At 72.0% G+C, this 17,661-nt stretch carries 14 protein-coding genes and 1 tRNA gene; 4 read left to right on the top strand and 11 right to left on the bottom strand.

The window, feature by feature from the left end:
• The first annotated feature begins 2 nt into the window (after positions 1–2).
• The 3 genes from ACIOHP_RS22895 to ACIOHP_RS22885 are packed head-to-tail and all read left to right on the top strand — an operon-like array spanning position 3 to position 3,936.
• Positions 3–1,295, top strand: a complete 1,293-nt coding sequence (locus tag ACIOHP_RS22895) for a M18 family aminopeptidase (RefSeq protein WP_361495398.1) — start codon at positions 3–5, stop codon at positions 1,293–1,295.
• A gap of 41 nt (positions 1,296–1,336) precedes the next feature.
• Positions 1,337–2,077 carry a thioesterase domain-containing protein gene (locus tag ACIOHP_RS22890; RefSeq protein WP_361539630.1) on the top strand — a complete coding sequence of 247 codons (741 nt, stop codon included), beginning with the start codon at positions 1,337–1,339 and terminating at the stop codon, positions 2,075–2,077.
• Complete coding sequence (locus ACIOHP_RS22885) at positions 2,074–3,936, top strand: amino acid adenylation domain-containing protein (protein ID WP_401890224.1); 1,863 nt, start codon at positions 2,074–2,076, stop codon at positions 3,934–3,936. Before ACIOHP_RS22890 ends, ACIOHP_RS22885 begins: the two co-directional genes overlap by 4 nt.
• Before the next feature lie 9 nt (positions 3,937–3,945).
• On the opposite strand, the gene ACIOHP_RS22880 is transcribed toward ACIOHP_RS22885, so the two are convergent.
• A complete protein-coding gene (locus ACIOHP_RS22880; protein ID WP_401890222.1) occupies positions 3,946–5,403 on the bottom strand; it encodes an MFS transporter in 1,458 nt (485 codons plus the stop codon).
• 215 nt (positions 5,404–5,618) lie between these two features.
• Here ACIOHP_RS22880 and ACIOHP_RS22875 point away from each other — a divergent pair.
• A tRNA-Cys gene (locus ACIOHP_RS22875) sits at positions 5,619–5,690 on the top strand.
• Between the two features lie 75 nt (positions 5,691–5,765).
• Here ACIOHP_RS22875 and ACIOHP_RS22870 read toward each other — a convergent pair.
• The 10 genes from ACIOHP_RS22870 to ACIOHP_RS22825 form a co-directional block, all read right to left on the bottom strand.
• Entirely contained in the window at positions 5,766–6,929 is a 1,164-nt protein-coding gene (locus tag ACIOHP_RS22870; RefSeq protein ID WP_401890217.1) for an SUKH-4 family immunity protein, read from the bottom strand.
• Between the two features lie 162 nt (positions 6,930–7,091).
• Positions 7,092–7,622, bottom strand: coding sequence for an AAA family ATPase (locus ACIOHP_RS22865; protein WP_401890215.1), 531 nt, complete (start codon positions 7,620–7,622; stop codon positions 7,092–7,094).
• The gene (locus ACIOHP_RS22860; protein WP_327717391.1) at positions 7,622–7,744 is read right to left on the bottom strand and encodes a hypothetical protein; all 123 of its coding nucleotides are present in this window, start codon (positions 7,742–7,744) and stop codon (positions 7,622–7,624) included. Before ACIOHP_RS22860 ends, ACIOHP_RS22865 begins: the two co-directional genes overlap by 1 nt.
• The gene (locus ACIOHP_RS22855; RefSeq protein ID WP_361539646.1) at positions 7,741–10,050 is read right to left on the bottom strand and encodes a xanthine dehydrogenase family protein molybdopterin-binding subunit; all 2,310 of its coding nucleotides are present in this window, start codon (positions 10,048–10,050) and stop codon (positions 7,741–7,743) included. Before ACIOHP_RS22855 ends, ACIOHP_RS22860 begins: the two co-directional genes overlap by 4 nt.
• Positions 10,047–11,633: a 2Fe-2S iron-sulfur cluster-binding protein gene (locus ACIOHP_RS22850; protein ID WP_401890212.1), complete on the bottom strand. Its 1,587-nt coding sequence runs from the start codon at positions 11,631–11,633 to the stop codon at positions 10,047–10,049. The genes ACIOHP_RS22855 and ACIOHP_RS22850 overlap by 4 nt, the downstream gene beginning before the upstream one ends.
• Positions 11,630–12,523: an FAD binding domain-containing protein gene (locus ACIOHP_RS22845; protein WP_361495412.1), complete on the bottom strand. Its 894-nt coding sequence runs from the start codon at positions 12,521–12,523 to the stop codon at positions 11,630–11,632. Before ACIOHP_RS22845 ends, ACIOHP_RS22850 begins: the two co-directional genes overlap by 4 nt.
• Before the next feature lie 252 nt (positions 12,524–12,775).
• Complete coding sequence (locus ACIOHP_RS22840) at positions 12,776–14,395, bottom strand: beta-N-acetylhexosaminidase (RefSeq protein ID WP_401890209.1); 1,620 nt, start codon at positions 14,393–14,395, stop codon at positions 12,776–12,778.
• A 1-nt stretch (position 14,396) separates the two neighbouring features.
• The gene (locus ACIOHP_RS22835) at positions 14,397–15,254 is read right to left on the bottom strand and encodes a carbohydrate ABC transporter permease (protein WP_361539655.1); all 858 of its coding nucleotides are present in this window, start codon (positions 15,252–15,254) and stop codon (positions 14,397–14,399) included.
• Complete coding sequence (locus tag ACIOHP_RS22830) at positions 15,251–16,177, bottom strand: carbohydrate ABC transporter permease (RefSeq protein ID WP_401890818.1); 927 nt, start codon at positions 16,175–16,177, stop codon at positions 15,251–15,253. Before ACIOHP_RS22830 ends, ACIOHP_RS22835 begins: the two co-directional genes overlap by 4 nt.
• A gap of 47 nt (positions 16,178–16,224) precedes the next feature.
• Complete coding sequence (locus ACIOHP_RS22825; RefSeq protein WP_361539660.1) at positions 16,225–17,526, bottom strand: extracellular solute-binding protein; 1,302 nt, start codon at positions 17,524–17,526, stop codon at positions 16,225–16,227.
• Positions 17,527–17,661: the final 135 nt, after the last annotated feature.

Raw genomic sequence — 17,661 nt, 5'->3', positions numbered from 1 at the left:
GCATGACCAAGGCCATCGACCCCCTGCACAACGAGGACCTGCTCGCCTTCCTGGAAGCCGCCTCCTCGCCCTACCACGCGGTGGCGCAGGCCGTGCAGCGCCTGGAGAAGGCCGGCTTCGAGGAGCTGCGGGAGACCGAGGAGTGGACCGGTCACAGCGGTGGCCGGTTCGTCGTACGGGGCGGCGCGCTGCTCGCCTGGTACGTCCCCGAGGGGGCGCCCGCGCACACACCGTTCCGGATCATCGGCGCGCACACCGACTCCCCCAACCTGCGGGTGAAGCCGACCCCGGACACCGGCTCGGCCGGCTGGCGCCAGGTCGCCGTGGAGATCTACGGCGGGGTCCCGCTGAACACCTGGCTCGACCGCGACCTCGGAGTCTCCGGCCGGCTGACCCTGCGCGACGGCACGGCGAAACTGGTCAAGATCGACGAACCTCTGTTGCGGGTACCGCAGTTGGCGATCCATCTCGACCGTACGGTGAACGAGGGCCTGTCCCTCGACCGGCAGCGCCAGCTCCAGCCCGTGTGGGCGCTGGGCCGGCCGGAGCCGGGTGCGCTGCTGCGCCGGATCGCGGCGGGCGCCGGGCTCGACCCGGCCGAGGTGCTGGGCTGGGACCTGATGCTGCACGATGTGCAGAAGCCCGGACTGCTGGGCGCCGACCGGGAGTTCCTGGTCTCGGCACGGCTGGACAACCTCGTCTCCGTGCACGCGGGCGCCGCCACGCTGGCCACCGCCGCACAGTCCTGGCCGGGGGCCGCCGAACGCATCCCGGTCCTCGCCGCGTTCGACCACGAGGAGGTCGGTTCCGGCTCCGAGACCGGGGCGCAGGGCCCGCTCCTGGAACGCGTCCTGGGCCGGGTGGTGACCGCGCGGGGCGGGGGCGCCGAGGACTGGGCGCGGGCACTGGCGGGCACGATCTGCGTCTCCTCCGACATGTCGCACGCGGTGCACCCCAACTACAGCGAGCGGCACGACCCGGACAACCACCCGCTGCCCAACGGCGGCCCGGTGATCAAAGTCAACGTCAATCAGCGGTACGCCACCGACGGCACCGGCTATGCCGCGTTCGCCGCCGCCGCGGACCGGGCCGAGGTGCCCTGGCAGCGGTTCGTGTCCAACAACGCCATGCCCTGCGGTACGTCGATCGGGCCGATCACCGCGGCCCGGCTGGGCGTGACGACGGTGGACGTGGGCGTGCCCGGACTGTCCATGCACTCCTCGCGCGAGCTGTGCGGGGCGGACGACCCGGGCTATCTGACCCGGGCGCTGACGGAGTTCGTCTCGGCGGGCTGAGCCGACCGAAAAGAGGGGGGCAGAAGGTGTCATCGAGGAATGTGACCCTGGCGGGGGCCGACCCCGAGCGGGCCGCACTGCGGGTGCTGATCGTGCCGCACGCCGGGGCGGGCGGGGCGAGCGGGCAGCCGTTCGCCGCGCACGCGCCGGACGACTGGCTGGTGGCGACGGCCCGGCTGCCCGGCCGCGAGTCCCGCGTCCGGGAGACCGGGCGTGATCTCGACGCCCTCACCGCGGACGTCACCGCCACGATCCGGGACCTGCCGGGCTCGGCACCCCTGCTCGTGCTCGGCGTGTGCTCGGGCGCCGTGATCGCGCTGGAGGCGCTGCGGCGCTCGGGCTCCGCGGGTGTCGCGGGCCTCGTCGTGGTGTCCCAGTGGGCGGTGAACGAGAAGCCCGACCCCGGCCGCCGTCTCCTGCGCGACGTCGACCCCGCCCGCGACCGTGCCGAAGTCCTGGACATCCTGCGGGACTTCGGCGGCGTACCGGACGCACTCGCCGCGAACGAGGAGATGCTCGGCCTGCTGCTGCCCGCGATCGTGGCGGACATCAGGGCCGTCGAGGACTACGTCTGCGAGCCCTTCGACCCCGGCGTCCCCCTGCTGACCGTCTTCGGCGACGAGGACGAACTCTGCTCGGAGGAACGCACCGACGGCTGGTCCCTCTTCGGCCCCCGCACCCGCACGGTCTGGCTGCCGGGCCACCATTTGCTCCTGGTGGACGAGCCGGAGGCGCTGGCCACAACGGTGGCGGAGAACCTCGACCACTGGGGTCTCGTATGACGCGTGTGACGAGTACGGCGGGCTCGGCGGACGCGACCGGCACAGCGGTCGGCGCGGATGTCGCCGGTGCCGCCCACCGGGTCGATGCGTTGCTGCTGGAGCGTCTGGGGCGGGACCCGGGGCGGACCGCGCTGGTCCGTGCCGACGGCGCCCTGGTGAGTGCCGGGGAGCTGCGGGAGCGGGTGCTGGTGGTGGCGGCCGCGCTGGCGGCCCGGGGGCTGGGGCCCGGCGACCGGGTCGCGGTCTATCACGAGCGGTCGGTCGAGTTCGTGGCGGCGGTGCTGGGCGTGGCCTGCGCGGGGGCGGCGCACGTGGCGTTCGACGTGGCCGATCCGCCCGCGCGCACGCTCGGCATGCTGGAGGACTGCGCGCCGCGCGCGGTGCTGACGAGCCGGGCCCTGCGCGACCGCCTCGACGGCTGTGCGGTCCCGCTGCTGACGGACGACGAGTACCGCACCGGACAGCCGGCACCGCCACCGCCATCGGTGACCGGCTCCCCGGACGACCCCGTCGCGCTGATCTTCACATCCGGCTCGACCGGCCGCCCGAAGGCCTCCCTGATCAGCCACCGCGCCCTGATCTCCCGCATGAACGCGTTGCAGACCACGCACCCCATGACCGGGGACGACCGGCTCGTCCACCACACCACGTGCACCTTCGACATGCATCTCGCGGAGATCTACTGGCCGTTGCTCTCCGGCGCCACGCTCGTACTCGCAGCCCCCGGCGGACAGCGCGACGCCGACCACCTGGCGGCGCTGATCCGCGACCACGGCGTCACGACGATGTACTTCGGGGTGTCGCTGCTCGAGCTGTTCCTGCTGGCCCGCGACGAGACCGAGCGCTACGACGGTCTGCGCCAGGTCCTGACCGGCGGCGAGCCGCTCCCCGCCGACCTGGTGCACCGCTTCCACGCCCGCTCCACGGCCTCCCTGACCAACCTCTACGGCCCCAGCGAGTGCACGATCCACTGCACCGCCTGGACGTGCCCGCGCGACCCCGCCCTCGACACGGTCCTCATCGGCTCCGCCGTCCCCGACACCGAGCTGTGGGTCCTCGACGACGACGGCCGTCCGGTGCCCGAGGGCGCACCCGGCGAGCTGTACATCGGCGGCGCCGGCCTGGCCCTGGGCTATCTCGACCGGCCCGAACTGACCGCGGAACGCTTCCTCCAGTCGCTCCCCGCGGCACCGGGCCGGCGCCTCTACCGCTCCGGCGACCTCGTACGGGCCCGGCCCGGCGGCGCGTTGGAGTTCCTCGGCCGGGTCGACCGGCAGGTGAAGATCCGCGGTGTCCGTATCGAGCTCGGCGAGATCGAGTCGACGGCCCGGCACTGCGCGGGAGTGCGGCAGGCGGTCGTGGTGGCGCACGGCACGGGCCTGGAGAAGGCGCTGGCCGCGTTCGTGGTGCCCGAGGTGCCGTCCGCGCCGGCCGCCGAGCTGACGGCGTCGGTCCGTGAGGCCCTGCGCGGCTGGCTTCCGCCCACGATGGTCCCGGCGACGGTCGACCTCCTGGACGCCCTCCCGTTCACGCCGAACGGCAAGGTGGACCGCCTGCTGCTGGAGTCCCGGGCGGCCCGCACCACGCCGTCGCGCCCGGCGCCCGTGACGGACGCGAGGGCCGAGGAGCTGGACGTCGAGGAGCTGGTGACCGCCGTCTGGTGCGAGGCCCTCGGGCTGGACTCCGTGAAGCCCGACGACGACTTCTTCGACCTCGGCGGCAACTCGTACAAGGTGGTCGAGACCGTCACCCGGCTCAGGGAGCGGCTGGGTGCGGAGATCCCGCTGGCGGCCCTGCTGGAGGAGCCGACCGTAAGGGGCTTCGCCGAGGAGATACGGCGGGTCACGGGCCGTGCGTGACGCTCGGGCTCAGGATGTGGTCGGCCGTTCCCTGAGCCGGGTCGTCACCCATGCCCCGACCAGGGCCACCGCCGCCATCGGCAGGAACACCGCGGCGAACGCGGCCGGGTGGGAGCCGGTGGTCTCCGTCGCCGTATGGCTCACCGTGCCACCGCCCAGGGCCGCGAACGCGGCGCCGCCCGTCGCCAGCAGGACGACGTTGGACAGGGCGTCGGAGATCTGCAGGGAGGCGGAGTTGGTGCCCGCCTCGGCCGGGGCGGAGAGCTGGAGCAGCAGCACACTCGTGGAGGCGATCACCAGACCCATGCCGAAACAGCCGAGCCCCCAGACCACGGCCAGCGTCCATACGGGCACCGCTGTGATCAGCACGCTCGGCGCGGCGGCGATCGAGGCGGCGACCAGGACCATGCCCAGCGTCATCAGGCGCTGCCGGTGGGGCTCGACCCGTGGCCGTGACTGCACCCACGAGCCCAGCGCCCAGGTGACGCCGCCCGCGGCGAGGGAGAACCCGGCGAGTGTCGGGGACAGCCCCCGCTGGGTGACCAGCATCAGCGGTACGAAGGACTCGGCGGCGATGAAGGAGCCCGCGGCGACACCGCGCAGCAGCACCACCGAGGGCAGTCCGCGCGCCGCCCGGTAGGTGCCGCGCGGGAGCAGCCCGAGCACGGCCGGCACCAGCAGCGCGGCTCCGGCGACGCCGGGGACGAGGGAGAGCGGGCGGAGGTCCTGGGCGGCGTACTGGAGGAGTCCGGCGCCGAGCGAGACGGCAAGGGCGAGCCGGATACGGCGGCGGTCGAAGGCGGCGCTCCCGTCGGATCCCTCCATGGGCCCCGAGGCCCTGCGCCGTATCTGTGGCAGGGCGAGGGCCAGCGGGAACACGACCAGCACCGGAATCCCGACGAACACCCAGCGCCAGCCGAGGTGTTCGGTCACCGCGCCCGAGGCGAGCGGCCCGACGATCGACGGCACGATCCAGCCCGCCGCGAAGGCCGCCATGATCGCCGGCCGCAGCCGCTCGGGATAGGCCCGCCCGACGACGACGTAGAGGGCGACGATCACCAGCCCTCCGCCCAGCCCCTGCACGGCCCGCCCGAGGATGAACAGCCACATGGCGCCCGCGGTCCCGGACAGCACCAGCCCCGCGGCGAACGCCCCGATCCCGCCGGTCAGCGCACCGAGGGGACCGCGCCGGTCGGACCACTGCCCGGCCAGCACCATCCCGAACAGGCTCGTCGTGAAGTACCCGGAGAACGCGAACGCATAGAGCGAGACCCCGTCCAGCTCCCGCGCCGCGACCGGCATCGCCGTCCCCACGGCGGTCGCCTCGAACGCGATCAGCAGCACCACGGACACGATCCCGATGCTGAGCGCCCGGTACGGCCGGCTCAGCACCCCCTCCTCGACGACAGTGGCCAGGTCGGGGGCGGTGTCCGCGGCATCGGTGCCGCGCGGTTCGAGGGCTGTCATGGTCGCCATCGTAAGGGTCACACCCCGGCTTGACCCCTGTCGGGAGGCGGTCCGACGCCAGGACCTTGGTCGTACGACCAGCGACGGACTCCCCCGTTCATGAACGGCGTGTGGCAGTCCCGTTGCAGCCCCCGCGATTCCCTTGAGCCCCCTCCCGACGCCGCCGTACGGTCGTACCACCGAGTTCGGCACGGAGCACCACACTCCACCGACCCGGCCGTGTGCCCGAGTGGTTCAGGGACTCGCCTGCAAAGCGAGTTACGTGGGTTCGATTCCCGCCACGGCCTCTACCTGCCCGACCGGGCAGAACTCAAGGGCGGCACTCCGGAAGGAGTGTCGCCCTTCTGGGCGGTCCCGGCGCTTCAGTCGGCGCAGAGCACCCCGCCCGCCTCGTCCTGGAACGTCTCCGTCCAGTAGTGCCGGCCGACGTCCGTGAGGGTGCCGGTCGGGTCCACGGACGACAGGACCTGGACCATGGTGGCCGCCAGCTGGGCGTACGGACCCTCGGACAGCCCGTGTTCCAGGTCCTCGTCGATCGCGCGCTCGCGGTGCAGCAGCCAGAGCGTGAACGCGAGCGTGGAGACGTCGGTGTTGAGCGGATGGAGCCTGGCCTCGGGCTCGCTCCAGCGCAGGACCGCGCCCGTTCTGCCGTCGAGGACCAGGCTGTTGTCCTCGACGAGACAGCCGAGGCGGATCAAGTGGTCGGCCCCGTCGGGGAGTTCCGCTCCGGGGGCGTCGGCGTGGTGCTCGGCGAGGGTCGGCAGCGGGACGTCCGTGTCCAGCTGGAAGAGGACGGCGTCCTCGGGCAGGCCGGTGTCGCGCAGGAAGCGGCGGGTCGGTTCGTGGGTGAGCGTGGCGGGGAAGTCGACGTCCTCGAAGCGCCAGACGCCGCCCTGCCCGAACTCCTGGTCCAGGAGACGCGCGGGAAGGTCCAGGACCGACCCGGACGGCGTCCCCGGACCCGCGACGAGGGACAGCGGGCGGATCAGCGCCGCCATCCGCCAGTACGGCGGCACCTCACCGTCCGCGCCCTCCTCGAAGACCGCGAGCAGCTGACGCGAGGCTTCCGCCGCCACCTGCGGCCCGAAGCGGCCGGCGTAGGAGGCGAACTGGCCGCGCAGCTCCGCCAGTTCCTCCGCCGCCGAGGCGAAACGGACCAGCTTCTCCAGCGAGGGGGCCAGCGGGCGGCGCTCCATGAGTTCCGGGGTGTCGTACCAGAAGTCGGTCGTGGACACCTCGCCCGTGGCGCCGTCGAGCAGGACCGGCTCCGTCTCCTGGCCCTCGATGTCGAGCAGTCCGCCGATGACCAGCTGGTCCCGCAGCTCCTCGGCCAGCCGCCCCTCGGGGTCACCGGTCGCGTCGGTCACCGTCCGCAGGCCCTCGCGCTCCAGCTCCGTGAAGCTCAGCAGGCCGATCTCGGAAGGCAGTCCGGGACCCGCCAGCCAGCGGCGCGTCGAGGCGTGCGTGACGAAGCGTTCCAGGTCGTCGTCGGTCAGTGTGATCACCGCGGTGGCGGTCGCGCTCATCGTTCCCCCGTGCGTGCAAGTTCGCAGTCCCAGGCAGTCCCGGGGCAGTTCGCAGGCAGTTCCCCGAGCAGGGCTGGACGGGCCGAGCAGGTCTCGCCGCCGTTCCCCACTGACAGGAACACTACGCGGCACCACTGACAACGCCCCTTGGCTCAGAAGACGTCAGGCGACCCTCGCGCGTTCCCTCTCCGCCACAATCGCCTCCACCGTCTCCCCCACCGACAGCTCCGAGGTGTCCAGCCACAGACCGATGCGTGGAGTCCCGGCCCGCAGCACCCGGTCCAGTTCCGTGACCGACCAGTGCGCCCCGTACCCCGTCTTGCCGCGCCCCGCCTCCCGGACGGCCACGGTCTCGGGGTCCGGCGCGAGGACGACGACGTACAGCGGGCGGGTGCGGATCAGGCGTACGTACGCGGCCAGTTCCTCCCCCAGCACCACGTCCTGCACCACCGCCGTGAACCCGGCCTCGGCGTACGCGTCCGCCGTCGCCGCCGACAGCCGGTACCGCAACCGGAGCTGAAACTCGCCCTCGCCGCCGGGGCCGCCGTCGTAGTCCTGGCGTCCGGAGACGATCATCCGCCGGAAGAGGTCCCCGCGGACGTGCGCGGCCCGCGGCAGCCTCTCGGCGAGTGCCTGTGCGACCGTCGACTTGCCGGACGCCATCACGCCGGTCACGAGGACCACCCCGGGCATCACGTCAGATACACGCCGCCCAGCACGACCACGATCGCCGCCAGCGCGAACACCAGGATCCACACCAGCAGCTTCCCCACACTGGGCGGAGGCTCGTAGCGCTGCGGATCCTGTGCGCTCACTGCGCTGTCACCACCGCGGCCTGCGGCCGGATCGGCAGCCGGTTCACCGGACGTCCGGTGGCGGCTCGTACGGCGGAGGCGATGGCCGCCGGTGATGTCACCACCGGCACCGCGCTGGCCGCCTTCGCGCCGAAGGGGGCGACCACGTCCCGCTCCTCGACCAGCTTCACGATCCGGATGTCCGGGGCGTCCAGGGCCGTCGGCAGCGCGTAGCCCGTGAGGTCGGGGTGGCGGATCAGACCGCGCGCGGTGCGCAGGTTCTCCGTCAGCGCTATGCCCACGCCCTGGGTGACGCCCGCCTCGATGCGCGCGGCGAGCTGTGCCGGGTTGAGGATCCGTCCCACGTCCTGGGCGACGGCGAGTTCGACGACCCGGACCGAGCCGAGCTCGATGTCGACGTCCACCACCGCGCGGATCGCGCAGAAGGCCATGCCCACGAAGGCGTCGCCCTGGCCGGACTCGTTCAGGGGTTCCGTGGGGTGCGGGCGGCACTGTGCCGTCGCCCACAGTTCCTTGCCGTCCATCGCCTCGGTGACGGTGGTCGACAGGACGCCGTCGTACGAGGTGATCTTGCCGTCGGTGATCTGGAGCAGTTCGGTGGACATCCCGAACTTGTGCGCCAGCGGCTGGAGCAATTGCGTGCGGACCATCTTCGCGGCCCGTTCCACCGCGCCGCCCGAGACCCAGGTGTGACGGCCCCGGCAGCCCGGGCCCGCCGGGGGCTGGTCGGTGTCCACGGGTGCGACGTGCACCTCGTCGATGCCGAGGGTCTCCTGGACGATCTGGCGGGCCAGCGTCGTGAAGCCCTGGCCGGACTCGACGGCGGCGCACAGGACCGTGGCCACACCGTCGTGGACCTTCACCGTGGCGGTGGAGACCTCGTCGGCGCCCTCCGCGCCGAGCATGTGCACCATGCCGAGGCCGTAGCCCACGCCGCGTCGGATCGCGCCCGGCTCGCCCGCGCCCTCGGGGCCGCCGGGCAGCAGCCACTCGTCCTCGGGGGTGTCCTTGGGCAGCGCGGGCAGCGGGAAGTCCCGTACGGCCTGCAACAACTCCGCCACGGGCGCGGGGCAGGTCACCGTCTGGCCGGTCGGGAGCACGTCGCCGGTGGCGAGCGCGTTGCGCAGGCGCAGTTCCGCCGGGTCGACGCCGAGCTTCTTGGCCAGCTTGTCCATCTGCGCCTCGTAGGCGGCGCAGACCTGCATGGCGCCCTCGCCGCGTACATGGCCGGAGGGCGGGTTGTTGGTGCGTACGGCCCAGCCCTCGATGAAGGCGTTCGGGACGACGTACGGGCCGCAGGCGAAGCCCACGGCGGCCGCGAGGGCCTCGGCGGAGGTGTCGGCGTAGGCGCCCGCGTCGAGCAGGATCTGTGCCTCGACCTTCACCAGCCTGCCCTCGGCGTCCGCGTGGTGGCGGTATCTGAGGAGGGTCGGGTGGCGGTGGGCGTGGCCGAGGAAGGACTCCTCGCGCGTGGCGGTGAGTTTGACCGGGCAGCCGGTCTTGAGCGCGAGCAGGCCGAGCGGGAGCTGGACGCCCTGGTCCTCGCGGTCGGCGGTGGCGCCGGGGACACCGGTGACGACGACCTTGACGCGTTCGGGTTCCAGGCCGTAGCAGGCGGCGGCGGTGTCCCGGTCGGTGTGCGGGTCGGTGGAGGCCAGGTACAGCTCGACGCCGCCGTCGGGCCGCGGCACGGCGAGGCCGGCCTCGGCGCCGATGGGGGCCGGGTCCTGGCGGCCGATGCGGTACTGGCCCTCGACGACGATCTCGCCGTTCACGGACGGGTCGCCGTGGTGCAGCGGGATGTGCCGGATCAGGTTGCCGTCGGCGTGCAGCGGCTCGGCCTCGAAGGCCTGCTCCGGGTCGGTCACCGGGTCGAGCACCTCGTACTCGACGATGACGGCGGCCGCGGCCATCCGCGCGGTGTCGGGGTGGTCGGCGGCGACGGCCGCGATGGGCTCGCCGTGGTGACGTACGACCTCGGAGGCGAAGACCGGGCGGTCGGCCTTGCCGCGGCCGTGGACCGGGCTGCCGGGCACGTCCTCGTGCGTGACGACGGCGCGTACGCCGGGCATGTCGCGCGCGTGGGACGTGTCGATGGACACGATGCGCGCGTGCGCGTGCGGGGAGCGCAGTACGGCGGCCCACAGCAGGCCCTCGGCCCACAGGTCGGCCGCGTAGGGGAAGGTGCCCTCGGTCTTGGCACGGGCGTCGGCGGCCGGCAGGGAGACGCCGATGCCGTGCGGGATCGGTTCGGGGGCGGGGGCTGCCTCCGCGGGTGTGGTCGCGGTGGCGGCTTCGTTGCTCACGCCTGGCCTCCGTCCTGTCCGTACGCCTGGTCACGGCGCGGCTCGAAGGCCGACGGGTTGACGCCGCCGGCTCCCGGGCCCGCCTGATGCGGGATACGTGCCTCGTCCGTGTCCGACTCAGATTCCGCCGCGGCGTGGTGCGCCGCGCGCTCCGCGACGACCGCCTGGACGGCGTCCACGACGCCCCGGTAGCCGGAGCAGCGGCACAGGTTGCCGCACAGTGCCTGGCGGGTCTCCAGCTCGGACGGCGCCGGGTTGCCCTCCAGGAGGTCGTGCACGGTCATCGCCATGCCGGGCACGCAGAACCCGCACTGCACCGCGCCGCACTTGGCGAGCGCGCGCTGCACGTCGGAGGGGCGCCCGTCCTCGGCGAGGCCCTCGACGGTACGGACCTCGCTGCCGGCGGCGGTGACGGCGGGCACCAGGCAGGAGGCGACGAGGCGTCCGTCGACCTGGACGTTGCACGCCCCGCACTCGCCCTGCGAGCAGCCGTCCTTGGCGCCCGCGAGGCCGAGGCGCTCGCGCAGCACGTAGAGCAGCGACTCGCCGATCCAGGCGTCGGCGACGGGGCGTTCGACGCCGTTGACGCGCAGGACGTAGGCGGCGAGGGGGTGTTCCTCGCCGGAGGGCACGGGGGGCTGCTCGTCCGGGGCGGCGGTGGAGTCGTCGGCGGACTCGGGGTCGGCGGCGTGCTCTTCCGCGGTCCGCGTCGCGGCCTCGTCGTCGCCGTCGGCGGGGGTGTGCTCCGCGTGCGGCTCGGAGGCCGCCTCAGCGGTCTCCACGGCCTCTTGGGCGCCCTCGGGCCCATCAGCTGCCGCCGCGGCCTCACCGGGGCCGTGAGCGGGCTGTGAGGCGCCGGTGGCGGGGGTGTCCACGGCGGGCTCGGCGGGGGCGTGTGCGGCGCTCGTCTCCACGGGTGCGTGGGTGTCCGGCACGGCGTGGTCCGGAGCGTCGGCGACCGCGTGGCCGCCGTTGTGCCCGCCGGCCGGCACGTGCGCGTGCTCGTCGCCCGGCGGCTCGGAGTCCCACGGCTGTCCCGTCGGTGTCGCCCACGGCGCGGACGCGCCGCCGGGCAGGGTGGCCGGCGGTGTGCCGCCCCACTGCTCGACCAGGGACGACGTGGTGAACTCTCCCGATTCGTCCGGAAGGTCACCACCGGCGACGGGGATCGACCACTGCCCGGTCACATCGTGACCCGGCGCGGGAGCGATCTCCGCGGCCTCCGTGTGCTCCTGGAAGTTCCACTGCCCGGTCGCGCCCGGGCTGTACGTGAACCGGTCGTCCACGCCGCCCTGCGGCACGGCGTTCGGGTCGGGCCACTGGGTGCCGTCGACGGGCACGGCCCAGGAACCGGTGGCCGCCGGGTCGGTGCCGGCGGCGCCGTCGGGGGCCACCGTTATCTGCGGCGGCACATAGCCGTGGCCGGGCGCGGCGAGCGGAGTGTCGGAGGCCAGCAGGGCCTCGATGCCGCCCTCGGGGAGCTTCACGAAGGCGGTCGCGCCGTCGTCGTAGTCGCCCTGGGGCAGCGGGTCCCAGCGGCCGCCGCCCTGGGGCATGGCCTCTTCGTTCCGGTCGTCGGTCACGACAGCGCCCTCCCCAGTGCTCGTCGGGCCAGCGCGGCGACGGTGCGCCGCAGGTGCAGTACGCCGGGCGGAAGCTGTGGCACGGAGCCGTCCGCCTCCGGGGTCGGGTCGGGGATGCAGGCCGCGGCGACGTACTCACCGAAGGCCTGAAGCGCCTCCGGGACGAGCGCGCGGTTGTTGTCCCAGTCGATCAGCCGGCCGACCCACAGCTCGGCGTCCAGGGGCCGCAGCGGCATCGGCGCTATGGCTCCGACGGCGCACCGCACTCCGCGCCGGGCGGGGTCGAGGACGAGCGCGACGGAGGCCATCGCCCGTCCGGGGCCGGTGCGGCCGGTGGCCTTGAGGAAGACCTGCGGCGCGTGCAGCAGCGGCACGCGCACGAAGCCGATGAGTTCGCCGGCGCGCAGCATCTCCATGCCGGCCAGCAGATGCGACACCGGGATCTCCCGGCGGGCTCCGCCCGGGCCCGCGATGATCAGCGTCGCTTCGAGAGCGGCGAGGACCGGGAGCGCGTCACCGGTGGGGGACGCCGTGGCGATGTTGCCGCCCAGGGTGCCCGCGTTGCGGATCTGCGGCGGGCCCGCCGCGCGTGCCGAGGCGGCGAGCGCGGGGATGAGGGCGGCGAAGTCGGGCCGGCCCATCCGCGCGTGGGTCAGTCCGGCGCCGAGCAGGGCGTGTCCGTCCTGGTACTGCCAGCCGCGGATCTCGCTGATGCGGCCGAGGCCCACCAGGGCGGCGGGCCTGAGCTGGCCGGAGTTGACGGCGGCCATGAGGTCGGTGCCGCCCGCGACGGGCACGGCTGCGGGCATGGCGGTGAGGGCCGTCACTGCCTCGTCCAGCGTCGTGGGCAGCGTGACGGCCTGCGCCGCCTGCGGTGCGTGCGTGGTCAAACCGGCTGCCCCTTCCCGCTGCCCCACCTGGTCCCAGCTGGTCCCACCTGTTGCTGCCGTACGGTACGTGCTGACAGGGCGGACGTGGCAACTCTGGCACATCTTCGCCGGGGCCGAAGACAGGGGTCCGCTAGGAGGCATTCGCCCACGTCGTCAGGGAGATGGTCCGTTTTCGTACGGCATCACCGGTGCGTACTGATTGACACTCTTCGGTGATGCTTGCGGGCTTTATCCGTAACCTGTTCGGAAGACCTACCTGTTCGGTGGCGGCCCCTCGATCGGCCGGCCGAGCACTCCTGGGCGCCGCTGCCAGGGCAGCGGTCCCGCGGGCGGCCGGTAGGAGACGCCCAGGGCGTCAAGTCGCTCGTAGTGCCGGACCATTCGCCGCTCGAAGCCGTCGAAGTCGCGCTCGGCCGGGGCGGGCAGATCGCTCCAGGCGACCTCGGCGAAGGCCGAAAGCCTGGGAAACGCCTGGTAGTCCACGCGCGCCTGGTCCTCCATCACCTCGGTCCACAGGTTGGCCTGCGTACCGAGGACATGCGCCGCCTCCGCCGAGGTCAGCTCGGGTGGAACGGGTTCGAAGCGGTAGACGTCCTCCAGGGTGCGGACGTAGCCGATGGGGACCGGCTCGTCGGCGCCCTCGTGCTGCCGGTGGTCCAAGTACACCTGCTGTTCAGGACACATGACGACGTCGTGGCCCGCGCGCGCGGCCGTGATGCCGCCCTCGTACCCGCGCCACGAGGACACGGCCGCGCCCCGGGCGAGGCCGCCCTCCAGGATCTCGTCCCAGCCGATGAGCCGGCGGCCGCGCGCGGTGAGCCATTTGTCGAAGTGACCGATGAACCACGACTGCAGCCCGTCCTCGTCGCCGACCCCGAGTTCCTTGATCCGGGCCTGCGCGGCGGGTGAGGCCCGCCACTGGTCCTTCAGGCATTCGTCGCCGCCGACGTGAACGAACTCACTCGGGAACAGTTCCAGGAGTTCCTCGAAGACGCCCTCGTAGAAGCGCAGGGTGTTGCCAGTGGGGGCGAGTACGTTCGGAGAGATACCCCAGGTGTCCCAGACCGAGAGGGAGGTGTCGGTGTTGCCGAGTTCCGGATACGCGGCGATGGCCGCCTGCGAGTGTCCCGGTACGTCGATTTCGGGGACGACGGTGATATGCCGCTCGGCGGCGTAGGCCACGATCTCCCGGATGTCGTCCTGCGTGTAGTAACCACCGTGCGGCTTCTCCTCCCACAACGGCGAGGCCCGGTGGCCGAATTTGGTACGCGCCCGCCATGAGCCGACCTCGGTCAGCCGGGGGTACCTCTCGATCTCGATCCGCCAGCCCTGGTCGTCCGTCAAGTGGAAGTGGAAGACGTTGAGTTTGTGGGCGGCCATCAGATCGAGGTAGCGCAGGACACCGTCCTTGGGCATGAAGTGCCGGGCGACGTCGAGCATGAGGCCGCGCCAGCGGAAGCGGGGGGCGTCCTCGATGGTCTGGTGCTGGACGCCGTATTCGAGTCCGGGGTCGATGGGAGCGCGCCGGAAGGCGTCGGGGCCGAGGAGTTGACGCAGTGACTGCGCGCCCCAGAACACCCCGGCCGAGCCGCCGCCCGTGATCTCGACGCCCCGGTTGAAGGTGACCTTCAGCCGGTACCCCTCCGGGTCCAGGGTGTCGTCGAGCCGCAGCGTGACGGTGTTCTCGGCACCCTCCTGCCCGGGCGGCAGCGACAGCCCCAGGGCCGCGCCCACCGTGGAGCGCAGCCACCGCTGCGTGCCCTCGGTGCCCGGCGCGCCCCACAGGGCGGTGTCCACCCCGAAGACGAAACCGCAGGCACTGGGTCCTTCGACGGCGCGCGGCGCCGGAATCAGATCCGCAAGTGAAGTCACGTCAGTCCTTTACCGCTCCGCCCAGCCCCGAGACCAGCCGTCGCTGTACGAGTACGAAGAACACCAGCACCGGAACCGTCATCACTGTCGACGCCGCCATCACGCCGCCCCAGTCCGGCTCGTCCGGCTTGTAGAAGACCAGCAGGGCCATCGGCAGCGTCGACTGGGACGTGTCGCTGATGATGAACGACTTGGCGAACAGGAAGTCGTTCCAGGCCGAGATGAAGGAAAACACGCTCGTGGCCACCAACCCGGGGAACACGAGCGGGAAAAGGATCTGCCACAGGAATCGCGCCCGGCTCGCCCCGTCGATGTACGCGGCCTCCTCCAGCGCCTCGGGGACCGCTTTCACGAACCCCCGCAGCATCCAGATCGCGAAGGGCAGCGAGAAGGCGATGTGCGGCAGGATCAGCGAGCCCAGGGTGTTCAGCTGGCCGAAGTCCCGCATGAGGAAGAAGAGGGGGATGGTGAGTGCCTCCACGGGCACCATCTGCGCCACCAGAAACATGATCAGCAGCGTGGTCCGGAAGCGGAAGCGGAATCGGGTCACCGCGGTCGCCGCGAGAAACGCGATCAGTGCGGAGGCGATCACCACGGTGCACGCCACGACAAGGCTGTTGACGAAATACCGACCGAAATCCTGCTGGCCGAACACGCGCCGGAAGGAATCCAGGGAGGGCGAAAGCGTCCAGGGCCGCGGCTCGGCCGACTCGATCTCCCCGGCCGGTTTGAAGGCGCTCAGCACCATCCAGTAGAGGGGGAAGGCGACGACCACCGCGATCAGCAGCGCGGACGTCTCGGCGGCCAACCGCCACGGACGCCTCACAAAAGGCCGCGCCTGGGCTCGTACAAGATTCACAGTTCCTCCCCCTGCCTGCGGAGCAGTCGCAGATACACCAGCGTCACGGCGAGCAGGATCAGCAGCATCACGATCCCGATCGCCGAGCCGAGGCCGTACTGCGAGGAAGCGAACGCCTGCTGGTAGGCGTAGACGTTCAGGACGAGGTTCTGGCCCGCGATGCCGCCGCCGTTCGTCATGACGTAGATCTGCGTGAAGACCTTGAAGTCCCAGATGACCGACTGGATGGTGACGACCACCAGGATCGGCCGCAGCATCGGCGCCAGCACGGACCGCCAGATCCGCCAGTGCGAGGCGCCGTCGAGGGCCGCGGCCTCCAGCACCTCGCCCGGGACGGCGCGGATACCGGCGTAGACCGTGACCATCACGAACGGGAAGGAGCACCACACCACTTCGAGCAGCACGAGGAAGAAGGCACTGAAGCGTCCGTAGGTCCACGAGTGGTCACCGAGGCCCAGGACCCGGTTCACCGGCCCGAAGTCCGCGTCGAACAGGAACAGCCACACCGTCGACCCCGTGACGGCCGGCGTCGCCCACGCGCCCAGCGCGGCCAGCATCAACACCAGCCGCGGCACGGCCCGCACCCGCGTGAGCAGCACGGCGAGGGCACACCCGACACCAAGCGTGGACACGACACAGGCCGCGGCGAAAACGACGGTGGCGAGCAGTACTTGCCAGAACTGGTTGTCGGAGAAGATCTCCGCGTAGTTCCCGAAGCCTTCGAAGGTGGTGGGTTCACCGCCGCTGACCTGGGCTTGGGTGTACTGGAAGAGGGAGATCAGCCCGAGCTGGTAGATCGGGTAGACGAGCAGGGAGCCGAGAACGACGAGGGCGGGGGCGAGGTAGAGCCAGGGTGCTTTCTGATGCCGCGAACTCCGGCCCCCCAAGGGGCGCGGGGAACTGCGCGACGAGCCACGAACCACCCGCACCCGCGAACGCTCCGCAGCCCCCGAGCTCGTAGGCGTGGCGCTCACCCGGCGGAGCCGAACGCCTCGTCCATCTTCGCGGCCGCGTCCTTCGAAGCCGCAGCCACATCCTTCTTACCGCTGATGATCTCCTGCAACATCGTCGGCAGCACCAGCGACGAGTCGATCTGCGACCACCCCGGCGACGCCGGCACGAACTTCGTCCCCGCCCCCAGCGTCCGCGCGAACGGCTTCACATACGGCTCCCGCGCCGCCACCCGCTGCCGCACATCGGTGAACGTCGGCAGAAAGCCCATCGCGTCGAACATCGAGGCCTGCGTCTTCTTCGACGACAGCTGCTCCATCAGCTCGACGGCCAGCGTCCGGTGCGACGTGCTCTTCAGTACGCCGATGTTGTTGCCGCCCGCGAAGGCGGGAGCGATCGAGCCGGACGCGACCCCCGGCAGCGGGACGACCGCGTACTTGCCCTTGACCTTGCCCGCCTCGACCGCCGTGTGGCTGAAGTCGCCGCCGATCGCCATGCCCGCCTTGCCGGCCGCGAACGCGGTGATCGTGTCGTTGCCGCCGAAGCCCGCGCACTTGGCGGCGGGACAGTTGTCGTCCGAGAACAGGGACGTGTACGCCTTGATGCCCTTCCGGGCCGCCGCGCTGTCGATCGCGGAGGTGTACGAGCCCGCCGTGCCGGTGGCGAGTTCGCCGCCGTTGGCCCATACGAACGGCATCGCGCCGTAGGTGTAGGCGCCGCCGACGACCAGGCCGTACAAGTCGGGCTCGGCGGCACGGATCCTGCGGGCCGTGGAAGCCAGCTCGGCCATCGACCTCGGCACATCGAGGCCGAGTTCTTCGAACACGTCCGTGCGGTAGTACAGGGCGCGTACGCCGACGTAGAACGGCGCCCCGTAGACCTTGCCGTCCACGGTGACCGACTGCTTCGCCGTCGGGTCGGTGTCCTTCGCCTCGCTCCAGGCGCCGAACTCCTTCGTGACGTCGAGGAGTCCGCCGTCCTTCACATAGCCGGCGGTGTCGGTGTTGCCGTACTCCATGACATCGGGCGCGGACTTCGGGTCGTTGAAGGCGGCCTTGACGCGCTGGGCGCGGGTCTCGATCGGGATGTACTCGACGTCGACCTTCGTGTCCTTGTGGGCCTTCCGGAAGGCGGTCACGACCGAGTCGACGACCTTCTCCTTGGGCTTGTTGCCGACCTCCTGGAAGAGCCAGACGCGCAGGGTGCCGGTCTTCTCGTCCTTGTCGGAGGAGGAGTTGGCGGAGGTCTGCGGGGCGCAGGCGGTGACGACGAGGGCCGTGAGCAGGACGGCCAGGCGGGGGGATCGGGGGGAGCGCTTCATGGAGTGGGGCCTCCGAGCATGCGTTGCAACATATGCAATGACAGTTTCGCTCTGCACAACGGAGGCTAGGGACTACATGAACATGCCCACAAGAGGTCTCAACCACTTCGTGACATGCGAGGGCATGCGAAAGGC

Source organism: Streptomyces sp. NPDC087859 (assembly GCF_044742595.1).
Taxonomy (GTDB): domain Bacteria; phylum Actinomycetota; class Actinomycetes; order Streptomycetales; family Streptomycetaceae; genus Streptomyces; species Streptomyces canus_F.
The sequence above is the reverse complement of the archived record's forward strand: the minus strand, read 5'-3'. Positions and strand labels throughout refer to the sequence as shown.

Coding starts and splice junctions, on each gene's coding strand:
- ACIOHP_RS22895 (WP_361495398.1), top strand. CDS start 3: ATGACCAAGGCCATCGACCCCCTGCACAACGAGGACCTGCTCGCCTTC.
- ACIOHP_RS22885 (WP_401890224.1), top strand. CDS start 2,074: ATGACGCGTGTGACGAGTACGGCGGGCTCGGCGGACGCGACCGGCACA.
- ACIOHP_RS22880 (WP_401890222.1), bottom strand. CDS start 5,403: ATGACAGCCCTCGAACCGCGCGGCACCGATGCCGCGGACACCGCCCCC.
- ACIOHP_RS22870 (WP_401890217.1), bottom strand. CDS start 6,929: ATGAGCGCGACCGCCACCGCGGTGATCACACTGACCGACGACGACCTG.
- ACIOHP_RS22865 (WP_401890215.1), bottom strand. CDS start 7,622: ATGCCCGGGGTGGTCCTCGTGACCGGCGTGATGGCGTCCGGCAAGTCG.
- ACIOHP_RS22825 (WP_361539660.1), bottom strand. CDS start 17,526: ATGAAGCGCTCCCCCCGATCCCCCCGCCTGGCCGTCCTGCTCACGGCC.